Source organism: Arachnia sp. (assembly GCF_057238465.1).
On sequence record NZ_DBHHFZ010000008.1, the window covers coordinates 38,746 to 63,916 of the forward strand.

The 25,171-nt window shown below is 68.3% G+C and carries 20 protein-coding genes; 14 read left to right on the top strand and 6 right to left on the bottom strand.

Annotated features, from left to right (window positions below; genetic code table 11):
• The first annotated feature begins 1,062 nt into the window (after positions 1-1,062).
• The 9 genes from ACO6D6_RS09420 (at position 1,063) to ACO6D6_RS09460 (ending at position 11,937) form a co-directional block, all read left to right on the top strand.
• Positions 1,063-2,412, top strand: coding sequence for a DEAD/DEAH box helicase (locus tag ACO6D6_RS09420; protein ID WP_484785138.1), 1,350 nt, complete (start codon positions 1,063-1,065; stop codon positions 2,410-2,412).
• A 12-nt stretch (positions 2,413-2,424) separates the two neighbouring features.
• Positions 2,425-3,342 carry a tRNA (adenosine(37)-N6)-threonylcarbamoyltransferase complex ATPase subunit type 1 TsaE gene (tsaE, locus tag ACO6D6_RS09425; RefSeq protein WP_484785005.1) on the top strand — a complete coding sequence of 306 codons (918 nt, stop codon included), beginning with the start codon at positions 2,425-2,427 and terminating at the stop codon, positions 3,340-3,342.
• A complete protein-coding gene (tsaB, locus tag ACO6D6_RS09430; RefSeq protein ID WP_484785006.1) occupies positions 3,339-3,959 on the top strand; it encodes a tRNA (adenosine(37)-N6)-threonylcarbamoyltransferase complex dimerization subunit type 1 TsaB in 621 nt (206 codons plus the stop codon). The genes tsaE and tsaB overlap by 4 nt, the downstream gene beginning before the upstream one ends.
• Positions 3,956-4,411 (top strand): GNAT family N-acetyltransferase, encoded by a 456-nt coding sequence (locus tag ACO6D6_RS09435; RefSeq protein WP_484785007.1) that lies wholly within the window; start codon positions 3,956-3,958, stop codon positions 4,409-4,411. The genes tsaB and ACO6D6_RS09435 overlap by 4 nt, the downstream gene beginning before the upstream one ends.
• Positions 4,408-5,451, top strand: a complete 1,044-nt coding sequence (gene tsaD, locus ACO6D6_RS09440; RefSeq protein ID WP_484785008.1) for a tRNA (adenosine(37)-N6)-threonylcarbamoyltransferase complex transferase subunit TsaD — start codon at positions 4,408-4,410, stop codon at positions 5,449-5,451. Before ACO6D6_RS09435 ends, tsaD begins: the two co-directional genes overlap by 4 nt.
• Before the next feature lie 142 nt (positions 5,452-5,593).
• Positions 5,594-7,420 carry an ABC transporter substrate-binding protein gene (locus tag ACO6D6_RS09445; RefSeq protein WP_484785009.1) on the top strand — a complete coding sequence of 609 codons (1,827 nt, stop codon included), beginning with the start codon at positions 5,594-5,596 and terminating at the stop codon, positions 7,418-7,420.
• A 196-nt stretch (positions 7,421-7,616) separates the two neighbouring features.
• Complete coding sequence (locus ACO6D6_RS09450) at positions 7,617-9,137, top strand: ABC transporter permease (RefSeq protein ID WP_484785010.1); 1,521 nt, start codon at positions 7,617-7,619, stop codon at positions 9,135-9,137.
• Positions 9,134-10,162: an ABC transporter permease gene (locus tag ACO6D6_RS09455; RefSeq protein ID WP_484785011.1), complete on the top strand. Its 1,029-nt coding sequence runs from the start codon at positions 9,134-9,136 to the stop codon at positions 10,160-10,162. Before ACO6D6_RS09450 ends, ACO6D6_RS09455 begins: the two co-directional genes overlap by 4 nt.
• Positions 10,163-10,176: 14 nt before the next feature.
• Positions 10,177-11,937, top strand: a complete 1,761-nt coding sequence (locus ACO6D6_RS09460) for an ABC transporter ATP-binding protein (protein ID WP_484785012.1) — start codon at positions 10,177-10,179, stop codon at positions 11,935-11,937.
• A 39-nt stretch (positions 11,938-11,976) separates the two neighbouring features.
• On the opposite strand, the gene ACO6D6_RS09465 is transcribed toward ACO6D6_RS09460, so the two are convergent.
• Positions 11,977-12,336 carry an RNA-binding S4 domain-containing protein gene (locus ACO6D6_RS09465; RefSeq protein WP_484785013.1) on the bottom strand — a complete coding sequence of 120 codons (360 nt, stop codon included), beginning with the start codon at positions 12,334-12,336 and terminating at the stop codon, positions 11,977-11,979.
• A 175-nt stretch (positions 12,337-12,511) separates the two neighbouring features.
• Here ACO6D6_RS09465 and ACO6D6_RS09470 point away from each other — a divergent pair, with 175 nt between their 5' ends.
• From ACO6D6_RS09470 to ACO6D6_RS09490, 5 genes are all read left to right on the top strand, one after another.
• Positions 12,512-13,639, top strand: coding sequence for a class I SAM-dependent methyltransferase (locus ACO6D6_RS09470; RefSeq protein WP_484785014.1), 1,128 nt, complete (start codon positions 12,512-12,514; stop codon positions 13,637-13,639).
• Positions 13,640-13,652: 13 nt separating this feature from the next.
• Positions 13,653-13,799 (top strand): hypothetical protein, encoded by a 147-nt coding sequence (locus tag ACO6D6_RS09475; protein ID WP_484785015.1) that lies wholly within the window; start codon positions 13,653-13,655, stop codon positions 13,797-13,799.
• 178 nt (positions 13,800-13,977) lie between these two features.
• The gene (gene groES / locus ACO6D6_RS09480; protein WP_014847141.1) at positions 13,978-14,274 is read left to right on the top strand and encodes a co-chaperone GroES; all 297 of its coding nucleotides are present in this window, start codon (positions 13,978-13,980) and stop codon (positions 14,272-14,274) included.
• Positions 14,275-14,289: 15 nt separating this feature from the next.
• Positions 14,290-15,879: a chaperonin GroEL gene (gene groL / locus ACO6D6_RS09485; protein WP_484785016.1), complete on the top strand. Its 1,590-nt coding sequence runs from the start codon at positions 14,290-14,292 to the stop codon at positions 15,877-15,879.
• A gap of 259 nt (positions 15,880-16,138) precedes the next feature.
• The gene (locus tag ACO6D6_RS09490) at positions 16,139-17,530 is read left to right on the top strand and encodes a right-handed parallel beta-helix repeat-containing protein (protein WP_484785017.1); all 1,392 of its coding nucleotides are present in this window, start codon (positions 16,139-16,141) and stop codon (positions 17,528-17,530) included.
• Here ACO6D6_RS09490 and ACO6D6_RS09495 read toward each other — a convergent pair.
• From ACO6D6_RS09495 to ACO6D6_RS09515, 5 genes are read right to left on the bottom strand one after another with little or no spacing between them, the layout of a single operon-like run.
• The gene (locus ACO6D6_RS09495; RefSeq protein ID WP_484785018.1) at positions 17,514-18,845 is read right to left on the bottom strand and encodes a glycoside hydrolase family 125 protein; all 1,332 of its coding nucleotides are present in this window, start codon (positions 18,843-18,845) and stop codon (positions 17,514-17,516) included. The genes ACO6D6_RS09490 and ACO6D6_RS09495 overlap by 17 nt on opposite strands.
• Complete coding sequence (locus ACO6D6_RS09500) at positions 18,839-19,858, bottom strand: alkaline phosphatase family protein (protein ID WP_484785019.1); 1,020 nt, start codon at positions 19,856-19,858, stop codon at positions 18,839-18,841. Before ACO6D6_RS09500 ends, ACO6D6_RS09495 begins: the two co-directional genes overlap by 7 nt.
• Positions 19,855-22,962 (bottom strand): alpha-mannosidase, encoded by a 3,108-nt coding sequence (locus tag ACO6D6_RS09505; RefSeq protein WP_484785020.1) that lies wholly within the window; start codon positions 22,960-22,962, stop codon positions 19,855-19,857. The genes ACO6D6_RS09500 and ACO6D6_RS09505 overlap by 4 nt, the downstream gene beginning before the upstream one ends.
• Positions 22,963-22,969: 7 nt before the next feature.
• On the bottom strand, positions 22,970-24,355 hold the full coding sequence (locus tag ACO6D6_RS09510; protein WP_484785021.1) for a family 4 glycosyl hydrolase: 1,386 nt from the start codon (positions 24,353-24,355) through the stop codon (positions 22,970-22,972).
• Positions 24,352-25,110 carry a DeoR/GlpR family DNA-binding transcription regulator gene (locus tag ACO6D6_RS09515; protein ID WP_484785022.1) on the bottom strand — a complete coding sequence of 253 codons (759 nt, stop codon included), beginning with the start codon at positions 25,108-25,110 and terminating at the stop codon, positions 24,352-24,354. The genes ACO6D6_RS09510 and ACO6D6_RS09515 overlap by 4 nt, the downstream gene beginning before the upstream one ends.
• Positions 25,111-25,171 lie beyond the last annotated feature (61 nt).

The following is a 25,171-nucleotide window of genomic DNA, read 5'->3' on the forward strand; positions in this document are numbered from 1 at the left end:
AATCTCGTGACAGGAGATCTTGTGGGCCATGGTGATGCTTCACCGAAAACGTGAAAACTGAGCGGGTCCGGATCCGCTCGGGGGCTGGTCGGAGGGCCTGCTTGCAACCGGGAAACCGCGCCGGGCGTTTACCGGGACCCCGTCCTGCCGGGTCCTTCGTGCGCGACGCCCCGCGTAATTGCCGCCTCTGGGGTTTTGGGATAAGATGACGCGCTAGCCGCAAAGGCTTCCCCGGGGAATGTCGCTGACCCATCTCCGGTTCCCCGACGCCGGATTTCCCGGCTGTCAGCTTCGCGCCGAGCGCGCCAACGGCCGTCTTGTGTTCCGGATCTTTTCGTATGTGACGAGACGCGCCGCTGCCCGCGGGATCATCCGCCGGGCCCGAGACGAGCACCGTGAACAGGACCTGCCATGGCCATGCCCAGGAAGAAACCCAAGTCGTTCAAGTCGGACGGCACCCCCAAGAAACGCTGGAGCGCCGCCGAGCGCGCCGCCCGCGGCCACAAACCCCGCCGCTCGGGTGGGGTGCGCAACCCGGAGGCACGCTCCGGTCGTTTCGACCGGGACGATCGCGCCCGGGGTCGTGACGACCGCGGCCCGGGGTACGAGGACCGTGGTTTCGGTCGTGAGGGGAACCGCGACAGGGATCGCGGTCGCCGTGATGACCGCGGTTGGCGTGATGACCGCGGGTCCGAGCAGCGGTGGGGAGGTTCCCGTTCGCGTTACGGGTGGCGTGAGGACCGGGACGATTCACGGGGGTGGGGCGGAGACCGGGAAGACCGGTTCGCGCGTCGCCGTGACGATTTCCGTGGCCGCGACGGTGAACATCGCCGTGACGACCGTGACGGCAGGCAGGACCGGAGGCGCCGAGACCGCGACTTCGACCGGGACTTCCGTCGCGACGACCGTCCGAGGGGTTTCCGCGGCTCCCGGCGGGACCGCCAGGAGCATCCGTACGGCCGTCGCGACCGCGAGCGTCGCGGCCACTACGACCACCGATCCGGGGAGGGACGCGGCCACTTCCGGGAATCCCGTGATTTCGATCCCGTCGAGCAGGATCAGATGAGCTGGGAGGCCGCCACCGTCGAGGTGGAGGTCACCAGTGACGACGCGAGCTCCGGTTTCGCCGAACTCGGCGTGGCCACCCCCATGGTGGCGGCCCTGAAGAAGCAGGGCATCACGGAGCCGTTCCCGATCCAGCGAGCCACCATCGCCGACGCCATCGCCGGTCGCGACGTGCTCGGCCGTGGCCGCACCGGCTCCGGCAAGACCCTGGCATTCGGGTTGCCGCTGCTGACCCGCCTGGCCGTTGACGAGCCCACCGGCACCCCGCGCGCAGTGATACTGACCCCCACCCGCGAGCTGGCCCTGCAGATCGCCGACAACCTGTCCCCGCTGGCAACCGTGATGGGACTCCGCTTGCACCTGGTGGCGGGCGGCATGGCCTACGGCCCCCAGATCAAGGCCTTCGAACGCGGCGTGGACGTGGCGGTGGCCACGCCCGGCAGGCTGATCGACCTCCTGGAGCAGGGGGTGGCCGACCTCAGCCGGGTGGAGGTGGTGGTTCTCGACGAGGCCGACCACATGAGCGATCTCGGGTTCCTCCCGGCCGTCACCACCATCCTCGACGCCGTTCCCGCGGACGGGCAACGGCTCCTGTTCTCCGCCACCCTCGACGGCGCGGTGGACGAACTGGTCAGGCGCTACCTCGCCGATCCGGTCACCCATGAGGTGGACTCCGGCAAGGCGTCGGTGACCACCATGACCCATCACGTGCTGCACGTGGTCCCGCACCACAAGAACCAGGTCACGGCCGAGATCGCGAACCGGGAGGGCAGGACCGTGGTCTTCGCCCGCACCCAGATGGGAACCGACCGCATCGCGAGGCAGCTGCGCGAGGCCGGGGTGATGGCCGGGGCACTGCACGGAGGCCTCACCCAGGGCGCCCGCGCCCGCATCCTCGCGGCCTTCAAGCGCGGAGAGGTGCCCGTGCTGGTCGCCACCGACGTCGCCGCTCGCGGCATCCACGTCGACGACATCTCCCTGGTGCTCCAGGTGGATCCGCCCAAGACCAACAAGGACTACCTCCACCGCGCCGGACGCACCGCCCGCGCCGGCGAGGAGGGGGCCGTGGTCAGCATCGTCCTGCCACACCAGCGCAAACAGATGCGCCGGATCGTGGGTCAGGCCGGGGTCAGGACCGAACCGGTCGAGGTGACCGCGGGCAGCGACGAACTCGCTGCGCTCACGGGTGCCCGTCCCTGCCTGGGTGCTCCCGTTACGGAGACCGACTACCAGGCGTTGATCGCCCCCAGGCCCCAGCAGCGGCGCCGTCCCGGCGGAGGTCGTGGTCGCGGTCCCTGGCGGCGTGGCGATCGCCGGGATCGCGGCCACCGGGGGGAGCGGGGTTAGAATCTGCCCGCCATGACCGAGACCATCCAGGTGCGGCTGGCCACCGCAGCAGACGCCCCCGGGATGCTGCGCGTCAGCCGGACCGCTTTCGCCGCTCGCCGCCCCGTCGACCCGCCCGCCGAGGCCCTTTCCGACACCCTCGCCGATGTGGAGCGTGCCCTGGCCGAGGGCTGGGGGGTGTGCGCCCTCGACGGCGACCGCATGGTCGGCTGTCTGCTGGTCGCCCACGACGGGGAGGCCGCCACGCTGCGCCGGGTCTCCGTGCTGCCCACCGAGATCCGGCGGGGGATCGCGAAGGCCATGATCGGCGGGGCCGTCTCGCTCGCGGTGGACGCGGGTCTGAAACGGGTCGAGGTGCTGTGCCGCCGCGAGTTCCCCGAGCTCGCGGGCTGGTGGGGGAAACACGGTTTCGCTCCGCTCCGGGAGAACGTCTCCGGGATCGTGCTCGGCCGCGACCTGCCCGTGGCCGTCACCGTCCCCACCCCGGGTGCGATGCACTCGCTGGGTGTGGAGCTGGCGGGTCTGCTCCGCGCGGGCGACGTGATCATCGCCACCGGGGAGCTCGGGGCCGGCAAGACCACCCTGGCCCGGGGCATCGGGGAGGGACTCGACGTCGAGGGTCCCGTGATCTCACCCACCTTCGTGCTCTCGCGCATCCACCCCTCCCGCGGCGACGGCCCGGACCTGGTGCACGTGGACGCCTACCGCATGGCCGGCGCCGACGAGCTGGCCGACATCGACCTCGACGCCACGCTGCCCGGGGCGGTGACCCTCGTCGAATGGGGTGAGGGGATCGCCGAGTGGCTCTCCGACGATCGGTTGGAGATCGACATCGACCGAGAGGTCGGTGACGAGGCCCGGCGTGTGACCCTGACCGGCACCGGGCCCCGCTGGGCCGGTGCCCTGGAATCCTTGAGGAGGAACCCATGACCTGGATATTGGGGATCGACACCTCCCACCACGTGGCCGTCGGTCTTGCCCGCGACGGGGAGCCCGTCGCATCCGAGGTGGTGGCCGACACCCGCGCCCACGGCGAGACCCTGACCCCGCTGATCCAGCGTCTGTGCGCCTCGGCCGGGATTGCCATGACCGGGATCGAGGCCTACGCCGTCGGCATGGGACCGGGACCGTTCACGGGGTTGCGAGTCGGGATCGTGACCGCCCGCACCTTGGCCGCGGTGGCGGGCAGAGCCCTGCACGGGGTGTGTTCCCTCGACGTGATCGCCGCCCAGTGGCAGGACGCGCCGGACGAGTTCGTGGTGGTCTCCGACGCCCGGCGCAAGGAGTTCTACTGGGCGCTCTACCGCGACGGGATCCGCGTCGGCGAACCCCGGGTGAGCGCCCCCGGGGCCATCCCGGACCTGCCCGCGGCCGGCCCGGTCCTCGACGACCCGGCCGGGCCGCGTTTCTTGGACGCGGCGGTGCTGGCGGCACGCTGGGCCGATCTGCCGGCCGTCGACGGGGAACCCTTCTACCTGCGGGCCGCGGATGCCGCGGTGCCTAGGACCCGCAAGTCGGCGCTGCCCCGCATCAGGGCACCCCGATGATCATCCGCACCGCCGTGCCCGCCGACGCCCCCGCGCTGGCCCGGCTGGAACAGGTTTTCCCGGCGCGGCAACGCTGGTCGGAGGCCTCCTGGCTGGAGGAGATCGGCGCTGACGGCCGCCTCGTGGAGGTGGCCGAGACTGCGGTCGATGGAGTGATCGCCTGTGCGTCCTGGCGTCACGCGGGCGACACCGCCGACCTGGACCGGATCGTCGTCGCGGGGGAGCACCGCCGCCGGGGCATCGCGGGAAGACTGCTGGGGCGCGGGATCGCCTGGGCCTTGGGAAAGCGGTCCGGAAACGTGCTGCTGGAGGTGGCCTCCGACAACATCGCGGCCATCGAATTTTACGCCGCGAACGGATTCGTCCCGGTGAACCGGCGCGGGAACTACTACGGGCGGGGCGTCGACGCCGTGGTCATGGAGAAGAGGATGAAGGTGGAGGAGAGTCAATGAGCGAACCGCTGATCCTGGGAATCGAGTCCTCCTGCGACGAAACGGGCGTCGGCATCATCCGTGGCGATCAGCTGCTGGCCAACGAGGTCGCAAGCTCCGTCGACCTCCACGTGCGTTTCGGGGGAGTGGTGCCGGAGATCGCATCCCGGGCGCACCTGTCGGCCTTCGTCCCCACCCTGCAACGCGCCGTCGCCGCGGCCGATGTGGACCTGACCGAGGTCGACGCCATCGCCGTCACCGCGGGGCCCGGCCTGATGGGGGCGCTGCTGGTGGGAATCTCGGCCGCCAAGGCCCTCGCCGCGTACCTCGGCAAACCGCTGTACGGGGTGAACCACCTCGTCGGGCACATTGCCGTCGACCTCCTCGACCACGGTCCCCTCCCGATGCCCGCCCTGGCCCTGCTGGTCTCCGGAGGCCACACCTCCCTGCTGCACGTCCGCGACCTGGCCCGTGACATCAAGGAACTGGGCTCCACCATCGACGACGCCGCGGGTGAGGCTTACGACAAGGTGGCGCGGCTGCTCGGCCTGCCCTATCCGGGCGGTCCCGTCATCGACCGCGCCGCGGCCGGCGGTGACCCCGCGGCCATTCGTTTCCCGCGTGGCCTGACGGCGCGCCACGACCTCGAGAAGCACCGCTTCGATTTCTCCTTCTCCGGTTTGAAGACGGCGGTGGCGCGCTGGGTGGAGACCGCCCGGTTGGAGGGCCGGGAGGTTCCCGTGGGTGACGTGTGCGCCAGCTTCCAGGAGGCCGTCGCCGACGTGCTGGTGGCCAAGACCCTCGACGCCGCCCGGGAGATCGGTGTGGGGACGATCCTGCTCGGTGGGGGAGTGGCCGCCAACTCGCGGCTGCGTGGGCTGCTGGAGGAACGGGCCGCCGACGAGGGTGTCGCGGTGCGGCGCCCGAGACCGGGGTTGTGCACCGACAACGGAGCGATGATCGCCGCCGTCGGGTTGACGGCCGTGCGCGCGGGACTGCCCCCGTCGTCGCTGGACTTCTCCGCGCTGACTGGGCTGCCCGTCAATCGGATCGTGGTCTGACGGGAGCTCCCACGTATCAGATAGGTAACAATCCGTCTCACAACTGCACCCCGGGGTTTTCAGCGGCTTCGGCTACTACTAAGGTCCGATGCCAACTGGTCCCATGGTGGGACCAGGTGTCGGCTCACGACAAGGAGAAAACATGAAGTTCAGGGGAACCAAGGCGGCCCTGGCTGTGCTGGTGAGCGGAGCACTGATGCTCGGCGCCTGCACCAGCGGCGAGGATCCCGATGCCGAGAACAGCGCCCCCGGAGCAGCCGAGACCGTCGTCGGAGGCGGTGACCCCTGCATTCGCGACGCGGGCATCAAGGAAACCGCCGACGGCCAGGTGGTCTACAGCCCCGGTCCCGGCAACTGGAGCGGGTACAACAACGTAACCAACGCCACCTACTCCACCTACAACTTGGTGGTCGCCGACCAGATGTTCGGCAATTTCTGGTACTTCGGAACCGACGGCACCGTCTGCGAGGACAAGGAATTCGGCACATCCGAGGTGGTGAGCCAGGATCCGCTCGAGGTGAAGTACACCATCGCCGACAACGCGAAGTGGTCCGACGGCACCCCGATCACCATCAACGACTACCTGCTGGACTGGGCGGCCCAGAACCCCGAGTTCCTCGTACCGGGCCTGGCGAACGGTCAGAACAAGGACGCGGAAGCCGTGTTCAACCACGTCTCCACGACCTTCTCCGAGCATGTCCCCGAGGGACCGCAGGGTGAGGTGGGTTCCAAGACGTTCACCATCAAGTTCAAGGGGCAGTACCCGGACTACAAGGCGGCCCTGTCCGGCCCCCTTCCGGCGCACATCGTGGCCAAGCAGTCCGGGCTGGAGCCCGACGCCCTGGCCAATGCCATCCTGAACCGTGACGTGGAGACCGTTAAAAAGGCGGCCAAGTTCTGGAACGAGGGATGGATCTTCCAGCCCGGTCAGCTTCCCGATGCCTCCCTCATCCCGTCCTCGAACCGCTACCAGCTGAAGCAGGGTGGCTGGAAGGACACCACCCTCACCCTCGAGGCGAACCCGAACTACTGGGGTACCCCGGCCGGAACCAAGAACCTGGTGTTCTCCTACGTGGCCGACAACCAGATGTCCCAGTCGCTGCAGAACGGCGACCTGGATGTGATTCGCCCGCAGGCCACCGTCGACACCGTCAAACGGTTGCAGGGGATCGGTTCCTCCGTCCAGGTGGCGACCACCTCGGAGATGACCTGGGAGCACCTGGACTTCAACTTCCGCGACACCAACGTCTTCTCCGACGCCCAGGGCGGCAAGAAGCTGCGTGAGGCCTTCGCCTACTGCGTGCCGCGCCAGACCATCCTCGACCGGCTCATCAAGCCGATCAAGGAGGACGCGCAGCTGATGAACGCCCGCGAGGTCCTGCCCTTCCAGAAGAACTACCAGGAGGTCACCTCCAAGACCTACGACGGTCGCTTCGACCAGGTCGACATCGAGAAGGCCAAGCAGCTGGTCGCGGAGAGCGGCATCCAGACCCCGATCAAGGTCCGCATCGGCTACAAGGCCGGCAACCAGCGGCGCACGGAAACCGTCGCGGCCATCCAGTCCTCCTGCAAGGACGCCGGTTTCGAGATTGTGGACGCAGCCGCCCAGGACTTCTTCGAGAACGCGATCGTGAAGGGCGACTACGAGGTCGCGCTGTACGCCTGGGCCGGTTCCGGTCTCATCACCACCGGTCAGAACATCCAGGCCACCGGCAGGCCCCAGAACTACGGCCAGTACTCCAACGAAAAGGTCGACGAGGCCTGGAACAAGCTGACCAGCACCCTCGATGCCAAGGAGCAGGTGGAACAGGTCACGGTCATTGAGAAGGAGCTCTGGGACACGATGTTCAACATCCCGCTCTACTCCCACCCCGGGGTGGTGGCGTGGAACTCCAAGGTGCGCAACGTGAGGGTCACCGCGACCCAGTCCACGGTGTCCTGGAACGCCTTCCAGTGGCAGATGCGCTGATGCAGAACTGATCTGCCCCGAACCTGAACCGAGGGGGTGGATGGCCGCGGCCATCCACCCCCTCGGCCGTTGAAGCGGGACTGAGTGTCCCAAAACCTGGACCGCGACCTGAGCGGGGTTGCCCGGAAGTGCTCTATTATCTGGCGCTATGGGTCAGCCAGGCGTTGGCCCGGCAGCCTCCTGAAAAGGAACTCTCGTGATCAAGTACATTGCCAAACGCTTGGGAATCTCGTTGTTGGTTCTCCTGCTGGGCTCCTTGTTGATGTTCATCCTGGTGATCAACGCCGGCGACCCGCTGGCGGACCTGCGTGAATCGAACTCGCCCAACAGGGACAACCTGATTCGTCAGCGCACGCTCCTGCTGGGGCTCGACAAACCCTGGTACGAGCGCTACCTGAACTGGCTCGGAGGAGCCGCCAAGTGCCTGTACGGGCAGTGCGACCTCGGCACCGCGTCGAACGGTCAATCCGTCAACGCCCTGATCGCCTCGGCGGCCGGGGTCTCGGTCCGGTTGGTGATCCTGGCCACCTGCCTGGCCATCGTCACCGGTGTCACCCTGGGTATCCTGACCGCGATCCGGCAGTACAGCGGATTCGACTACGCCATCACGATGATGGCCTTCGTGTTCTTCTCCCTCCCGGTGTTCTGGTTCGCGGTGCTGCTGAAGCAGTACGCCGCCATCGAGTTCAACAACTGGATAGAGAAGGCTCGCTTCACGCCGTTGGCGATAGTGGTCACAGCCCTGGTGCTGGCCTTCATCATCGCAGCGATCGTCGGCGGTGCGTGGAAGCGGCGCCTGATCACCTTCGGGATCCTGGCCGTGAGCTTCGCCGGAATCATGGTCTACTTCGACGCGGTGCGCTGGTTCCGCCGCCCCGCGGTCGGCATCCCGGTCTACATCCTGTTGGTGATCGGCATCGGTGCCCTGATGATCGTGCTCACCAGCGGTTTCGAGAACAAGAAGGTGCGCAACTCGGTGGGAGCCACCGCCCTGGTGAGCATCGTCGGCTATTCCGTGCTGCGTGGGGTCCTGATGAAGACTCCCTCCATTCCGCTGCTGCTCGGCCTGCTGGCCGTCGCCATCGTGGTCGGGATCGTGGCGGGCCAACTGTTGGGAGGTTTCTCCAAGCGCCAGGCCAGTTTCGCCTCGGCGATCACGGGGCTGCTCGCATCCCTGGCGGCGTTGATTGATCTCCTGCTCAGCAACTGGGCGGCCTACCTGGCCAAGGTGAGTCGCCCGATCTCGACCATCGGGGCGTCCACGCCGAACCTGGAAACCACGTGGTGGGGTGAGACGATCGACGGCCTCACCCACCTGCTGCTGCCCACCATCGCCCTGACCCTGATATCGATCGCCTCTTACACCCGTTACACGCGGGCCTCGATGCTGGAGGTCCTGAACCAGGACTACATCCGCACCGCGCGTTCCAAGGGCGTTTCCGAACGCAAGGTCATCACCCGGCACGCGCTGCGCAATGCCCTGATCCCGCTCGCCACCATCGTGGCCTTCGACTTCGCCAACCTCATCGGCGGCGCCGTCATCACGGAGACGGTCTTCGCCTGGCAGGGCATGGGCACCCTGTTCAAGGAGGGCCTGCAGGCAGCCGACCCGATGCGGGTGATGGGCTTCTTCCTGGTCACCGGAACGGCCGCCGTGGTGATGAACATGCTGGCCGACCTCGCCTATGCCTTCCTCGACCCGAGGATCTCCCGATGAGCGCCAAAGAATCCGAGGAAAAAATGTCCGATCAGACCACGTCCGAGCAGACCACCCCGGAGCAGAACGCCCCGGAAACGGCCAACTACGACCTCGACGAGGACCTCGACAAAGCGGGTGGTAAGTCCTATTCGCAGGGCTCGCTGGTGTGGCGCCGCTTCCTGCACCACAAGGGAGCGATGGTCGCCAGCGCCATCCTGATCCTGGTGATCCTGCTGGCCTTCACCTCCATGGGTGTGGGTTCCCTGCCGGGATGGTGGCCGAAGAACCACGTCGACCTCTACCCCTTCCCCCAGGGCAGCCCCAACGGAGAACCCACCTTGCGGTTCTGGCCGTTCACCCTGGGCGAGCATCCCTTCGGGCAGAACACCATCGGCAAGGACTACTTCGCCCTGGTGATGCAGGGCACCCAGAAATCCGTGATCATCGCCTTCATGGTCGGTCTGATCGCCACCGTGATCGGAACCCTCATCGGCGGTGCGGCCGGTTATTTCCGGGGCCGCATCGAGTCCATCCTGATGCGGGCCACCGACCTGGTGATCATCATTCCGCTGCTGGTGCTGGCCGCGGTGCTGGGACGCATGGTCGACGGGGCCAACATCTACGTCCTCGCCGGGGTGCTGGGTGTCGTGGTGTGGACCGGCATGGCGCGCCTGGTGCGCGGCGAGGTGCTATCGCTGCGCGAACGCGAGTTCGTGCACGCCGCCAAGGCCATCGGCACATCCGACTGGCGCATCATCTTCCGGCACATCCTGCCGAACTGCATCGGCACCATCGTGGTGAACTCGACGCTGCTGATCGCCTCGGCGATTCTGCTGGAGACCGCGCTGTCCTACCTGGGATTCGGTGTGCGGGCCCCGGAGTCGTCGCTGGGTCTGCTGATCTCCCAGAACCAGGAGGCCATGGACACCCGGCCCTGGCTGTTCTGGTGGCCGGGCCTGTTCATCCTGACCATCGCCCTGTGCGTCAACTTCATCGGCGACGGTCTGCGTGACGCCTTCGACCCGCGGCAGCAGATGGATTGAGGGGAAAGAAACAAATGAGCACTGAAGTGAACGAGACAATCCCCCCCACCCAGGAAACCGAGTCGGTGCTCCAGTTCAAGGAACTGGATGTCAACTTCCGTACCGAGTTCGGGCGGGTCCACGCAGTCAAGGGCGTCACCCTGGCGGTCAAGCCCGGCGAGGTGGTCGCCCTGGTGGGTGAATCCGGTTCCGGCAAGTCGGTCACCGCGACCACGGCCCTCGGGCTGCTGCCGAAGACCGCCCGTATCACGGGAGAAACGATGGTGGCCGACAAGGCCATCTCGAAACTCAGCCCGCGGCAGCTGCGTGGCCTGCGCGGCAACCGTGTGGCCATGGTCTTCCAGGAACCGATGACCGCCCTCAACCCGGTCATCAAGATCGGTGAACAACTCACCGAGTCAATGGAGGTGCACAACGTCGCCCACGGCGCGGAGGCGTGGCAGAAGGCCATCGACCTGCTCAACGCCGTCGGCATCCCGAACGCGGAGCGGCGCGTCAAGCAGTACCCCCACGAGCTGTCGGGCGGCATGCGGCAGCGCGTGGTGATCGCCATGGCGCTGGCCTGCGATCCCGAGGTGATCATCGCCGACGAACCCACCACGGCCCTCGACGTCACCGTGCAGGCCGACATCCTGGACCTGCTGCGGTCGCTGAAGGACAAGCTGAACACCGGAATCCTGCTCATCACCCACAACATGGGTGTGGTGGCTGACATGGCGGACCGGGTCGCGGTGATGTTCAAGGGCAACATCGTCGAGCGCGGCACCGTGGAGGAGGTGCTGCTCAAGCCGCAGCACCCCTACACGAAGAAACTGCTGGCCGCGGTTCCCCACCTCGGGTCGGGGCACGGCCAGTTCGGCTCCGCCCCGCACGACGTGGCCGAGGATGCCGAATCGGCCCTTGAGGTCAACGAACTGGTGGTGGAGTACAAACGCGCGGGCCGCAGACCGTTCCGGGCCGTCGACGGCGTCACCTTCGACGTGAAACGCGGCGAGATCGTCGGCCTGGTGGGCGAGTCGGGTTCCGGCAAGTCGACCATCGGCCGGGCCCTGCTGGGGTTGATCCCGTCGGCCGGGGGAAACGTGAAGGTGCTCGGCCAGGAACTGGTCAAGGGACACGGTCGCAGGAGAGCCTCGCGGGGCAAGGGCCTGAAGGGTCTGCGGCGCCGCGTCGGGGTGATCTTCCAGGACCCTGCCGCATCCCTCAACCCGCGGCTGCCCATCGGCGACGTGATCTCCGAACCCCTGGAGGTGCACAGGATCGGCAACAAGGCGTCGCGGCAGAAGCGGGTCTACGAGCTGCTGGAGGCCGTCGAGCTCCCGAGGAGCGCCTTCAACCGCTACCCGCACGAGCTGTCCGGCGGTCAGCGGCAGCGCGTCTCGATCGCCCGCGCGCTTTCACTGGGCCCGGACCTGCTGGTCGCTGACGAGCCCACCTCGGCCCTCGACGTCTCGGTGCAGGCCCAGGTGCTGGGAATGCTGACCGACCTGCAGCGCGACTTCGGCTTCGCGTGCCTGTTCATCAGCCACGACCTGGCCGTGATCGACTCCCTCGCCCACCGGGTCGTCGTGATGCAGCACGGAAAGATCGTCGAGAAGGGAGCCCGGCAGCAGGTGCTGCTCGATCCGCAGGAGGAGTACACCAAGCGTCTCCTGGCGGCCGCGCCCGTCCCGGACCCGATCGAGCAGCGCAGGCGCCGCGAGGAACGTCATCGCCTGCTGAAGGCGCTGGGCGACGAGGTCGTGGAACTCGACACCCGCGAACTGGATCAGTAGGGGTTTCCCGGTCCGGGCCGGTCGGCTCGGGGGAGACCCTCAGCCCCCCGAGCCCATCAGCTTGTCGATGGCCCTGCGGTCCTTCTTCGTCGGGCGACCGGCGCCCCGGTCGCGTTTGGCCACCGGGACGTTGAGGAACGCTGGACGTTCGGGGGAGTGGTCCACGTAGGCCTTCCGCGCGATGGGAGCGCCGACGCGTTTGTTCAGCAACTCCACCACCTCGAACTCCCGCGTCCAGCCGGGCTCCTTCACGGTGACGCGATCCCCGGGCCTGACCGCGTGCGCCGGTTTGACGGGGTCGCCGTTGAGCCGGACGTGCCCTCCGGAGACGGCCTTCGTCGCCAGCGAACGGGTCTTGAAAAGCCGGACGCTCCACAACCACACGTCGATTCGGGTCATGCGGAGATTCTAGGAGGCTCGCGGATGAGCACCGACCGACAGGCTTTCCGCGAACCGGGTGGTTTCGACACGGCCTGCTCGCTGACGCTCGCAGGCCGGCTCAACCAACTTTGGGGAGGGTGCGCTCGCAGGCCGGTTCAACCGGCTTCGGGTGGGGAGCCTCTAGGCTGCACTCGTGGACATTCTGAGCGACGACGGCGCCCTGGCCCTGGAGATGGCGGCCGCGGAGGCCGATCCGGATTCGCTCGGTGCCGCCGAGCGGATGCGGCGGCGTTTCCCGCCGGAGCTGGCCGCCGCCGCCCTGACCCAGGTGGCCCTGAGGCGACGGGCCCGGGGAAAGCTGCCGATGGCGGACCGGATGTTCTTCACCCCCGACGGTCTGGAGCAGACGACCCGCTGGGTGGTGGCCCAGTGGCGGGCCGCCCTGTTCAAGGAGGCCGGGGTCACTGAGCTGTGGGACCTGGGCTGCGGCCTGGGGGTGGATGCGATGGCCTTCGCCCAGGCAGGGCTGAGGGTGCATGCCGTCGAGGCCGACCCGACGACCGCCGCCTTCGCGACGGCAAACCTCCGCGAACTGGATGCCAGGGTCGTCGAGGGGCGCGCCGAGGACGTCGAGGTGCCGCCCGGGGCGGGAATCTTCCTCGACCCCGCCCGCCGCACCACCCGGGGGCGCACCTGGGACGTGAACCAGTTCACCCCGCCCTGGTCCCTGGTGGAGAACCATCTGCGCGGCGATTGGCGCACCGCGGTCAAGCTCGGCCCGGGCCTGCCGAAGGAACTCATCCCGGAGCATGTGGCGGCGGCGTGGGTCTCGGTGGACGGTGACGTCGTCGAGGCATCGCTGTGGAACTTCCTGGAAGCCGGGCCCCGAGCCGTCGTGATGCACAGCGGTATGGTGCACACCCTGAGGTCCGGGGCAGATCCGCTGCCGGTGGGGTCGCTGGGGGACTGGATCCACGAACCGGACAACGCGGTGATCCGGGCGGGGCTCGTCGCGGAAGCCGCCCCCGCCGCCCGACTCCTGGCCCCGGGGGTCGCCTACGTAACCTCCGATGCCCCGATCGCCAGTCCCTTCGTGACCGACTTCCGGGTTCTCGAGGTCCTCGACTACGACCTGCCCATCCTCAAACGCTGGGTGAAGACCCACAGGGTCGGGAGCTTGGAGATCAAACGCCGAGCCATCGACGTCGATCCCGCCGCCCTGCGGAGACAGCTGAAGCCGAGGGGCGACGGGTCGGCGACCCTGCTGCTGGCCCGGACCGTCGACGGAGCCCGGGCCTGCGTGGTCGAACGGGTGGGCTGACCTGCTTTTCGAGATGAGGCGGCCGCTGGGACTGTCCGCTCCTGGGTGTCTGGATGCGCGCATCGCCGAGCTCGTGGACGCCGAAGTGGATCTGGTTCCTGAAAGCACGCTGCGCCCTGGCCTCAGGCAGCGGGTGCTGGAGGAGGCGGTCCCGCTGTGAGGTGTTAGGATCCGACACTTTCTTGGCACTCGGCTTGATTGAGTGCTAACGGGGGTATAGCCTTTTTCTGGCACTCGGTAGGCCCGGGTGCCAACCCGGGTGGCACCCGCGACGACGCCCGGACCGGACACCGAACTGAATCCGGCTCTCGCCGGACAACTACAGAAAGGGGTTTGTCGTGGCAACCACGATCAAGCCGCTCGAGGACCGCGTCCTCGTCCAGCCGCTCGAGGCCGAGCAGACCACCGCTTCCGGGCTGGTCATCCCCGACACCGCCAAGGAGAAGCCGCAGGAGGGCCGCGTCGTGGCCACCGGTCCCGGCCGCATCGACGACAAGGGCAACCGCGTCCCGCTCGACGTCGCCGAGGGCGATGTCGTCATCTTCAGCAAGTACGGGGGCACCGAGGTCAAGTACGACGGCTCCGAGTACCTGCTGCTCAACGCCCGCGACATCCTCGCCGTCGTCTCCCGCTGAATCGAGGCGTGACCCATGGCAAAGACTCTGCAGTTCAACGAGGAGGCGCGGCGTTCGCTTGAGCGCGGCGTCGACACCCTCGCCAACACCGTCAAGGTGACCCTCGGCCCCAAGGGCCGCTACGTCGTGCTCGACAAGAAATGGGGCGCCCCCACCATCACCAACGACGGCGTGACCGTCGCCAAGGAGGTCGAGCTCGAGGATCCCTACGAGGATCTCGGCGCCCAGCTCGCCAAGGAGGTCGCCACCAAGACCAACGACGTCGCCGGCGACGGCACCACCACCGCCACGGTGCTGGCCCAGGCGCTGGTTCACGAGGGCCTGCGCGCCGTGGCCTCCGGGGCCAATCCCGTCGGGTTGAAGCGCGGCATCGACAAGGCCGTTGAGGCCGTCGTCGAGCGGCTCCACGAGAACTCCCGTTCCGTCGACACCACCGCCGACATGGCCAACGTTGCCACCATCTCCTCGCGCGACGAGCAGATCGGTGAGCTGATCGCCGAGGCCTTCGACAAGGTCGGCAAGGACGGTGTCATCACCGTCGACGAGTCCCAGACCTTCGGCACCGAGCTGGAGTTCACCGAGGGCATGCAGTTCGACAAGGGCTACCTGTCGCCCTACTTCGTCACGGACGCCGACCGCATGGAGGCCGTCCTGGAGGATCCCTACATCCTCATCAACTCCGGCAAGATCTCCTCCATGAACGACCTGCTCCCGCTGCTGGAGAAGGTCATCGCCGCCAAGGGCACCCTGTTCGTGGTGGCGGAGGACGTCGACGGTGAGGCCCTGTCCACGCTGGTCGTCAACAAGATCCGTGGCACCTTCACCTCCGTGGCCGTCAAGGCCCCCGCCTTCGGTGACCGCCGCAAGGCCATGCTCGAGGACATCGCCATCCTCACCGGCGGCCAGGTCGTCGCCCCCGAGGTGGGTCTCAAACTGGACCAGGTCGGCCTTGAGGTCCTCGGCCGCGCCCGTCGCATCGTCGTCACCAAGGACAACACCACCATCGTCGACGGCGCTGGTGAGCAGTCCGAGGTTGCGGGCCGCGTCGCCCAGCTGCGCGCCGAGATCGAGCGCACCGATTCCGACTGGGATCGCGAGAAGCTCCAGGAGCGGGTCGCGAAACTCGCCGGTGGCGTGTGCGTCATCAAGGTCGGTGCCGCCACCGAGGTGGAGCTGAAGGAGAAGAAGCACCGCATCGAGGACGCCGTCTCGGCCACCCGCGCGGCCATCGAGGAGGGCATCGTCGCCGGTGGCGGCTCGGCCCTCATCCACGCCGCCAAGGTGCTCGACGGCGACCTGGGCCTGGCCGGCGACGAGCGCGTCGGTGTGGCCATCGTCCGCAAGTCGGTGGTGGAGCCGCTGCGCTGGATCGCCGAGAACGGCGGCGAGGCGGGCTACGTCATCACCTCCAAGGTCGCTGACCTGGAGCCGGGCCACGGCTACAACGCCCGCACCGGTGCCTACGAGAACCTCATCGAGGCCGGCGTCATCGACCCGGTGAAGGTCACCCGCTCCGCGCTGGCCAACGCCGCATCCATCGCCTCCCTGCTGCTCACCACCGAAACCCTCGTGGTGGAGAAGAAGGAAGACGAAGAGGACAAGTGAGCTGACTCACGCGAGGAGCCCCGGGACCACACGGTTCCGGGGCTCCTCATCATGTGTGGGAAGTGAAGCGGCGCCCGGGAGCGGGTGGGGACGGTGAAATCCGGGACAGCCCGCTGAAGGGGATCGGCTCCGGGAATTTCCGTCGGCCATCCGGACGACTTTGTGGCGCGAGAAGGTGGCCATAAGTTTGCTCTGACTAGCCGATATGCGGCCCTGTCGCAAGTTGGCAGCATCTTTCTTCAACTGAGCGGAGCATAGAATGTCCATCAGTCGTCGCGCCGTCCTCGCAACGGCCGTCGCAGCCCTTCCCGCAGTGACACTCCTGGGGGGTGTCCACGACGCCTTCGCCGCCACGGGAACGACCTACTACATTGCCGAGGACGGTGACGACAAGGCCTCGGGGACATCCGAGAGCGCACCCTGGCAGTCCGTCAACAAGGTCATCGCGGCCATCAACGCCGGGCAGGTCGTCCGGGGGGACACCATCTTGTTCAAGTGCGGCCAGACCTTCTACGGGCAGTTCACCGACCTGTCGGGTCTGCAGGGTGAGGGGCGGATCACCTTCGGCGCCTACGGGAGCGGCGAGAAACCCAGGATCATGGGATACCAGGTCCTCGACAGACCCGAGGCCTGGAAGAACATCGGCGGTAACCGGTGGCAGATCAAACTGGTCGAGGGAAATTACACCGGAAACACGTCCACGGAGGACGCGAACGTCGGTTTCCTTCTCCTCGACGGCGTATTCCACGGGGTGAAGAAGTTCTCGGTCGGCGAGCTGGGCAATGACCTGGAGTTCCAAGCTGATGAGGGGAGCAGGGTGCTCACCGTCTGCAGCGAGGCAAACCCGTCCACCCGTGGTGATCTGCGGATCGCCGTGAACGGACGGATCTTCCAGGCCGTCTCGAACATGACCATCAAGGACCTCGACCTCATCGGGTGCGGTGGACACGGCATCCAGGTCCGCGACGTCACCGATGTGGAGGTGCTCCGCAACCGTATCCGCCACATCGGGGGCAGCACCCTCTATGGAACCACCCGTTACGGCAATGGCGTCGAGGTGTATCTCGGTGGCAGCGACGTGCTGGTGGAGGACAACATCATCCACGACGTCTACGACGTGGCGGCCACCATCCAGGGAAATCAGGTCCTGAGAACCAGCGGGGAGGCACCGGTGCTTCGCCTCGGCAGCAGCAACGTGCACTTCAGGAAGAACTACATCACCCGCTGCAGCCAGTCCTTCGAGATCTGGGTTTCGGGTCCCGAGGGCGAGAGCTGGGCCGATACCACCAGCGCGGAGGCCGGGGTCCGCAATTGCTCCTTCACCGACAACCACTGCGAGGACGCCGGCATCGGCAGCTGGGGTCAGGAAGTGCGTCCCAACCCGGAGGAAGGGGGCGTGCACCTGCTGTCCTACGCCGAGAACCTGCCCATCGAACTGTCCATCACCGGTAACCAGTTCATCAAAGCGAAGAACGCCTACATGTACCGTTCCCCGGAGCACAGGTCCCGTATTGCGATCGACCGGAACGTGATCCAGCTCGCCGCGGGCCAGAAACTCCAGCAGCAGCGTTCCGAGGCCATCGAACAGCACGCGGCATGGTCGCAGGCCACCGGGTTCGACGCGAACAGCACCTTCACCGTCGCCGACTGACTGGTTCCCCGGAATCGTCTCCTGGGAGGGACGCGATCGCCAGCGCCAGCTCGCAGAACATCGCGTTCGCCCAGGAGAACCAGGGGCGGGTGAAACGCGACGGATCATCGGCGTCGACCCCTTCGTGCATCCACCCGGTGCCTCCGGTGCCGTCCATCAGCATGCGCAGACAGGCCAGTTTCTCCGCCCGGCCGGTCGCGGTCAGGCCAGCGACCGCGACCGCGATCGGCCAGACGTGGCCGGGTGGGGTGTGCGGGGAACCGACGCCGCGCAGCCGGGTGCCGTCGACGAAACACGGATTCGCGGTTGACAGGACCCTGCGGCGGGTGGCCAGGTACACGGGATCGTCGGCCGCCAACACCCCCAGATAGGGCAGCCCGAGCAGCGACGGCAGGTTCGCGTCGTCCATGAACAACCGGCCACCCATGCCGTCCACCTCGTAGGCCAGGTGGGGTTCCGGGTCCTCGATCACCCCGAAACAGCGGATGCCCTCCTCGATCCCGGCGGCCAGGTGTTCCGCCCGGGCGCGCCGGTCGCCTTCCAGGAGAGGCGCCAGGCGGCGCAGGGTGCTGGCGAAGAAGGCGTTCCCGGGAATGTTGAAGCCGAACCGGCAGGCGTCGTCGCTGGGCCGGAAAGCCTGGAAGACCAACCCGCACTCCCGGGTCTCCGGGCCGCGCCCGGCGCGTGTCAGGGTGTCCGAGGCGGGCGCCCCGGGACGGGTGAACCGGTAGGGGCTCAGCGTCTCATGTTGCTGCTCGGTGCCTGCGACGGTGAGGATGACGTCCAGGGCGTCGTGGAAGTCGGTGTTCAGCCAGTCTCGGCAACCGAGCCCGGCCAGGCGGAGCGCCAGGTGGAGGGGAAAGGTCAGCGAGTCGAGTTCCCACTTGCGTTCCCACACCCACGGCCCCTGCCGCGGTACGTCCTCGTCCCAGCGGTTGCCGTTCGGCCGCCGGTTGAAGGCGTTGGCGTAGGGATCGAGCAGGATCATCCGCCAGTGGCGCCGGAGCAGACCGGCGGCCACCCCGATCAGTTCCGGGTGACGCGGGGCGAGGCGCAGCAGCGGGGTCAGCTGCAGACAGGAATCCCGCAACCACATGGCGGGGATGTCGCCGGTGATCACCCAGGTCTCCTCGCCATCCTCGCCCAGATCGATCGTGGTGGTGGCGATGTTGACCAGCAGCCGGGCGGTCATCTCGCCCGCGCGGTCCTCGCCTGCCGCGTCCGAGACCTGCTCCCGGACCTCGGTGAGCAGCCATCCGGGCAACACCAGCGGGTGCCGTGTCGGTTCCCCGACGGGCGCACCCCAGGTCACCACTCGAAGGCCGGGTTCCTCGTCGGGCCTGCCGAGGGGATGTCGGCGGCGAGCCCCACCTCGTGTTCCGGCCGCCACGAACCGTCGGTCACGCCAAGCAGTTCCAGCAGCAGCGGGGTCACCTCGTGGCTGTACAGGGCCTTGGGCAGGCCGTTCTCCAAGAGCCGGTCCGGCAGCTCCACCGGGTCGCCGAAAGCGTGCAGGATCAGGAACGAGCGCCGCACGTCGACCTCGTCCTCACCGTGCCCGCCCTCCGGTTTGTGCCCGTGGTCGGTGGTCACCGCCACCAGCCACCGTTCCCCCAGCGCCTCGTGGCGTTCCGCGACGGCCTTGACCAGTGCGCGGACGTGTTCGTCCGCCTCCCCGATGGCGCTGCGATAACCGGGGGAGGCCGCGCCGTGCCGGTGCCCGGCCTCGTCGACCCCCTCGAAGTAGACGAAAGCTGCATCCGGGCCCTCGTGGTTGAGCACCTGGCAGGCGTGGTTGCGCACCTCGACGTCGGCGCTGATACAGCCGCGGGTGAAGTCGCGGGGGACGAACAGCTTGTGCTGCCCGGTGTGCTGCTGATCGATGCGGCGCTGGATCACCGGGCCGAAGCTCCCGAGCAGCGCCTCCCACGTGGCTGCGGCGTAGGTGCGGGCCCTCGGGTTGGCGAAGAAGATCCGGGACAGCACGTCGGGGCATTCCGCCAGCCGGTGTCCGACGAACTCGTTCCACCACACGTTGTTCTGCTCGTGGGTGGTGCCCGTCAGCAGGTTGGACCAGCCCGGCCCGGAATCGGTGGGTGGGGTCATCCACACCGGCGCGATCACCCCGCCCGCGATGAGCCGGGCCAGCGTCGGTGCGGCGGGGGAGGTTTCGTGTGGCATCTCGGGGCGGTCCGCTGGCGCGGGTTCCGCGGCGAATCGCGGGTCGGCCGGGTGGTGGGGTTCGGCGAACGCCGGATTCCCGGGGATCACCGAGGGCACGGCGACATCGATCCGTACCCCGTCCAGGCCGATCAGCAGCAGTTTCATGATTCTCCTCCAGCCGGTGTGATGCGTAGCGTCAGGATCGTGAACGCGGTCAGGGCGATCGGGACCTCCCGGGTGGCGGTCACGTCGACGCGGGGCCGCCACAGCTCGGCGGTGAGGTCCTCCTCCAGCGGGTCGACCTCCCACACCCGGGTCGCGTCGAAGGCCAGGTGGAGCACACCCGAGATGGGTTTCCCGGCTCCCTCGTGGATACGCATGATCACGTCACCGGATCCGTCCTCGGCGGGCAGCACCGCCGCGACGTGGGCGCCCGGCACGTCGAGGGTGGCCAGCCTGGCGGCGGGGGCCTCCACCAACCGGGGCGGCAGGTTCAACTCCTCCCCGGCGCGGGTGGCGGTCTCCGGGTCGGCGTCGAGCAGCAGCGAGAACCGGACCGTGCGTTGCGAACGATCCGCCCGCGGGTCCGGGAAGACGGGGGCGCGCATCAGCGACAGCGACACCCGGGTGCCGATTCCCCCGTGCCCCGAGGCGCCGGTGCGCAGCGGGGTGACGGAGTGGCCGTGGTTGGAATCGTTGACCACGGCGATTCCGTAGCCGGGTTCGTCCACCAGCAACCAGCGTCCGGCCGGCACCTCGAACCGGGAATAGTCCCAGCTGGTGTTCTCGTGCACGGGACGCCTGACGTGCCCGAACTGCACCTCGGCGGCGTGTTCGCGGGCCCGCACCGCAAGCGGGAAACTCGCCTTCAGGAGGGTTTCGCGTTCCCGCCAGTCGGCGTCCAGGACGAAATCCAGCCTCGGGGCGTCGGCGTCGAGGAAGATCGTCTGGACGAGCCGGGAGCCGCCCAGGACCCGCGTGATCCGCACCTCGGCGCGCAGCCCCCGGGCGGATACGATCTCCACCGACTCGGCCCCGGGCACGGGAAGTTCGTTGCCGGGATTGAGGTGGTGTCGTTCGATGTCCCAGGCATCGAAGGCGTTCGGCACGTCCTCGAAGGCCCGCAGCCTCGCGCCCCCCGCCCCGGGCAGCAGCACCTCCCGGTGGCGCGTCAGGTCGGTCACTGCGCTGATGGTCCCGTCGGGATCGATGACCACCCGCACCCGGGAGTTCTCCAACACCACCGAATCGCCTTCGCGGCGGGCGACGGCCGGGGCCGTGGGTTCACGCAGCACCTCTGCCAGGGGGGTGATGGCCAGCGGCGGTGCCGCGACCAGGCGGAGAGTTCCGTCGCCGGTTTCCAGCACCCACCTCACCTCGTGGTCGAGAGCGTTGAGCACCGCGGAACCGCCCCCGCCCAGGGCCGCCACGGCGGCATCGGACAGGCCATGAAGTTCTTCCAGGATCTGTGCGTACTCCTCGCGCGCCACCCGGTGCACCCAGGCGATGGAGCTGCCGGGCAGGATGTCGTGGAACTGGTTCAGCAGCACCATCCGCCACAGCCGTTCCAGGTCTGCGGCGGGGAAACGATCCCGCGGAACCCCCGCGAGCAGCGCCAGCGTCCACAGGAACTCGGTCTCGCGCAGGGCGTGTTCGCTGCGGCGGTTGCCCTGTTTCATCTCCAGCTGGGAGGTGAAGATACCGCGGTGGAACTCCAGGTAGAGCTCCCCGACGTGAACCGGGGCGTCCCTCCCGTACTCGGCGCGCGCCGCATCGAAGAACGAATCGGGGTCGCCCATGCGCATCCGGGGCGCCCCCTCCAGGTTGGCCAGGCGCCGGGCCCGTTCCACCATCTCGGCGGTCGGGCCGCCCCCGCCGTCGCCGTAACCGAACGGGATCACCTGGTGCGTGGCGACCCCCTTCTCCGCGTAGTTGTCGACGGCCCTCAGGTACTCCTCGGCGGACAGCTCCGAGTCGTAGCAGTTGACCGGCGGGAAGTGCGTGAGGACACGGGTGCCGTCGATACCCTCCCACCACATGGTGGAGTGGGGCAGCTGGTTGTGCTGGTTCCACGACAACTTCTGGGTGAGGAACCCCGTCATTCCGCACTGGGCGGCGATCTGCGGCAGGTTCGCCGGGTAGCCGAAGGAGTCCGGCAACCAGAGGGTGCGGCTGCGCACCCCCAGCTCCCGCCGGAAGTAGCGGGTACCGAAGGTGAACTGGCGGATCAGGGCCTCCCCGCCGGGCATGTTCACATCCGATTCCACCCACATGCCACCCGACGGGAACCACTGCCCGGCCTCGACCGCGGCCCTCACGCGGGCGAACACCTCCGGGTGGTGTTCCTGGAGCCAGGCATATTGCTGGGCGCTGGTCGCGGTGAAACGGAAATCGGGATACTCGTCGGCCAGCGCGACCACGTTGGAGAAGGTCCGGGCCACCTTCCGGACGGTTTCGCGCACGGGCCACAGCCAGGCCGAGTCGATGTGGGCGTGCCCGATGGCCGTCACGTTCAACGCGGAAGCGACGGCGGGCGCGGCCAGCGCCGGGGCCAGTGCCGCCCGGGCCCGCGCCGCCGAACCGGGTATGTCGTGCAGGTCCAGCGCATCGAGTGCACGTTCCAGGCCCTTGACGATCACCGCCCGGCGGGTGCCCCTCTCCGGGAGGTGACGCGCCAGGTCCCAGGCGACGTCGAGGTCGTGGAACAGGCCCCACAGCTGTTCGTCGCGGATCTGCAACTCGGCCGAACGCAGCTCGTAGAGCGCATCCCGAGGGGCGGTCAGGTGGTCGCCGAGCTCGGTCGGTTTGCAACCGTTCGCGAACAGGTCGGGGTTGGCGGCGGCCTCCACCAAGAACTCCAACGGCGCTCCCGCCTCGGCCCGCTCGGCGATCACCGTCGAACGGTTCCGGGAGTTGACGGCCTTCAACACCCGCAACCCGGCGTCGAACAACAACCCCTCGCACTGGTTGCCGGGCCAGGCGTCGGCGAACCCCAGATCCACCGACAGGCGCAGCCTCCGGCCCGCGGCCCCCTCCGGCACCTCACCGGTCAACCGGAACCACCAGGTGCTCCACGCCGCTCCCCAGCGGTGTGGCAGCGGGACGGGGCAGTAGGGCTGTTTCGCCGCCTCGGCGGGCGGGACCGGCTCGCCCGGGACCTGCCAGGCGGCGACCTCCAGGTGGCCCACGGTGCGGTCGATCAGTGGGCGCACGCGGTCGTTCTTGACGCGTTCGACGCGTTCCAGGATCACGGAGTCGAAGTGGTGCATGCCGGCCTCAGGACAGGTAACCGAGCTCCGGGAACTCCGCCCGGGCGCGTTCCAACAGTTCCCGGGCCACCCCCACGCCGTCGATCAACGGGTGGTGTGCGAAGGCGGCGACGGCCAAGTCCAGGCTTGCCTCCAAGGCAGCCCGGATGGTGGTGCGTTCCGCGTACTTGACCGACTGCACCAACCCGACGGCGTGCTCCGGCAGCGGCGAGACGGGCAGCGGCACCGGCCCGGCCGCGCTGATCCGGCAGGGTGCCTCGATGACGGCGTCCCGGGGCAGCTGTGGCAGCCGGTCTCCGTTGCGGAGGTTGACGATCAGGTCGGTGGCCTCGTCGAAGGCGATCGCCTTCATCACCGCCAGCGCCACCCGGTCGTAGCCACCGGAGACGAGGTCCTGTGCGTCGCGTTCCACGCCGCCGGCGGCCAACCGGTTGGAGGCCATGTAGGTTTCCTCGCGGCGCAGCCGGGTGGCCTCCCACAGCGCGTACGCCTCCGGGCCGGGCAGGGTGGCGGCGCGGGAGTAGAAGTCGCGTTGCTGGGCGGCCAGGAACACCCCTCGGGTGGCCTCCACGGCCTCGTCGGCCCTCCGGGTCTCGCGGGCGAAGTAGTAGTAGTGCAGGTATTCGTTCGGCACCGATCCGAGCTGTCGCAGCCACTCGGCGCCGAACAGGCGGCCCTCCTCGAAGGATTCGATCAGGTCGGGGCGCTCCAGCAGCCGCGGCAGCACGTCGTCGCCGTCCACCAGCAGCCGCTGCAACCAGCCCAGGTGGTTGAGCCCGACGTAGTCGAGCCGGACCCGGTCGTCGCCCGCGATCACCCGGGAGGCGGTTCCCGCGGCCACCAGCCCCGCCCCTTCGAGGGTGTCGAGCACGCGCCGGGCCAGGCCGACGGGGGAGTCGCAGATCCCGATCACCCGGTCACCCAGGATCCGGGAACTCACCTCGGTGATGATCCCGGCCGGGTTGGTGAAATTGATCAGATGGGCCCCGGGAGCCAGCCGGGCGACCGTCTCGGCGATCCGGACGGCGGTGGGGATGCCGCGCAACGCGTAGTCCAGGCCGCCGAAGCCGGTGGTCTCCTGCCCGAGGACCCCGCAGCAGTGGGCGATGGTTTCCTCGGTGGCGCGCCCCTCGGTGCCTCCGACCCGGATGGCGCTGAAGACGAAATCGGTGCCGGTCACGGCCTCCTCCAGGTCCCGCGCCACCTGCACCTCGGGGGCCTTCGGATGGTCCTGTGCCATCGCCTGCAGGATGGAACGGATCACGGCCAGGCGCCCTGCGTCGGTGTCCCAGAGCCTCAGTTCGGTGACCCGGCGGTCGCTCTGGTCGGCCAGCAGGGTACGGAACATCAACGGCACGCGGAAACCACCGCCACCTAGAAGGGTCAGTTTCACGGGTGCAGCACCTCCGTTGGCAGGGTGGGGAATGAAGCGGGCAGGGGACGGTCGGTGACCAGCAGGTCCACGTCGCCGACGTCGATGGCGTTGTAGGCGCCGATCCCCGGGAACTTTTCGTGGTCGGCGACGAGGATCACCCGGGAGGCCTGCCGGCGGGCGGTGAGTTTGATCTCGCGGCCCCTCGGGTCGGTGTCGCGCACGACGGCGCGCTCGCCGATGCCGGAGCAGCCGAGCACCGCGACGTCGATCTGGAGGTTGGCGATCTCGGCTGTCGTGGTGGCCCCCTGGACGGACATGTACTCGCGATTGACGTGCCCGCCCAGCATGATCAGTTCGGTTCCGGGGCCGGTGACCAGCAGGTCGGCGATGCGCAACGAGTTCGTCACCACGGTCAGGTCGTGTTCCAGCAGTTTCTCCGCCACGCGGTAGGTGGTGGTTCCGGCCTCCAGGAAAACGGTGCTGCCCGGCGCGATCCGCCGGGTGACCAGCTCGGCTATCGCGCGTTTGCCATCGTCGCCGCGGGCGAGCACCTCGTCGAAGGGGTCGTCCACCTTCTCCGCCAGGGGGTTCTCGGAGGCCAGCCGGGCCCCTCCGAAGACCCGCACGATCAACCCCAGGGCGCTCAGCTCATCGAGGTCCCGGCGCACGGTGGCGGCCGAGGCCTTGAGTGCCTCGGCCAGGGTGGCGGTGCTGGCCACCTGGTGTTCGCGCAGCTGCTCCAGGAGAGCGCGCTGACGAGCCTCTTTGATCACGGCACAAATCTACAATCCACCCCGACCAGTCGCAACAAATTTGAACATCAATGATCTTTCG

Bases quoted from the DNA above. Each gene is read 5' to 3' on its own strand.
- groL (WP_484785016.1), top strand. From the start codon at position 14,290: ATGGCAAAGACTCTGCAGTTCAACGAGGAGGCGCGGCGTTCGCTTGAG.
- ACO6D6_RS09465 (WP_484785013.1), bottom strand. From the start codon at position 12,336: ATGACCCGAATCGACGTGTGGTTGTGGAGCGTCCGGCTTTTCAAGACC.
- tsaE (WP_484785005.1), top strand. From the start codon at position 2,425: ATGACCGAGACCATCCAGGTGCGGCTGGCCACCGCAGCAGACGCCCCC.
- ACO6D6_RS09500 (WP_484785019.1), bottom strand. From the start codon at position 19,858: ATGAAACTGCTGCTGATCGGCCTGGACGGGGTACGGATCGATGTCGCC.
- ACO6D6_RS09445 (WP_484785009.1), top strand. From the start codon at position 5,594: ATGAAGTTCAGGGGAACCAAGGCGGCCCTGGCTGTGCTGGTGAGCGGA.
- tsaB (WP_484785006.1), top strand. From the start codon at position 3,339: ATGACCTGGATATTGGGGATCGACACCTCCCACCACGTGGCCGTCGGT.
- ACO6D6_RS09505 (WP_484785020.1), bottom strand. From the start codon at position 22,962: ATGCACCACTTCGACTCCGTGATCCTGGAACGCGTCGAACGCGTCAAG.
- tsaD (WP_484785008.1), top strand. From the start codon at position 4,408: ATGAGCGAACCGCTGATCCTGGGAATCGAGTCCTCCTGCGACGAAACG.
- ACO6D6_RS09460 (WP_484785012.1), top strand. From the start codon at position 10,177: ATGAGCACTGAAGTGAACGAGACAATCCCCCCCACCCAGGAAACCGAG.
- ACO6D6_RS09435 (WP_484785007.1), top strand. From the start codon at position 3,956: ATGATCATCCGCACCGCCGTGCCCGCCGACGCCCCCGCGCTGGCCCGG.
- ACO6D6_RS09455 (WP_484785011.1), top strand. From the start codon at position 9,134: ATGAGCGCCAAAGAATCCGAGGAAAAAATGTCCGATCAGACCACGTCC.
- ACO6D6_RS09490 (WP_484785017.1), top strand. From the start codon at position 16,139: ATGTCCATCAGTCGTCGCGCCGTCCTCGCAACGGCCGTCGCAGCCCTT.
- ACO6D6_RS09420 (WP_484785138.1), top strand. From the start codon at position 1,063: ATGAGCTGGGAGGCCGCCACCGTCGAGGTGGAGGTCACCAGTGACGAC.
- ACO6D6_RS09475 (WP_484785015.1), top strand. From the start codon at position 13,653: ATGAGGCGGCCGCTGGGACTGTCCGCTCCTGGGTGTCTGGATGCGCGC.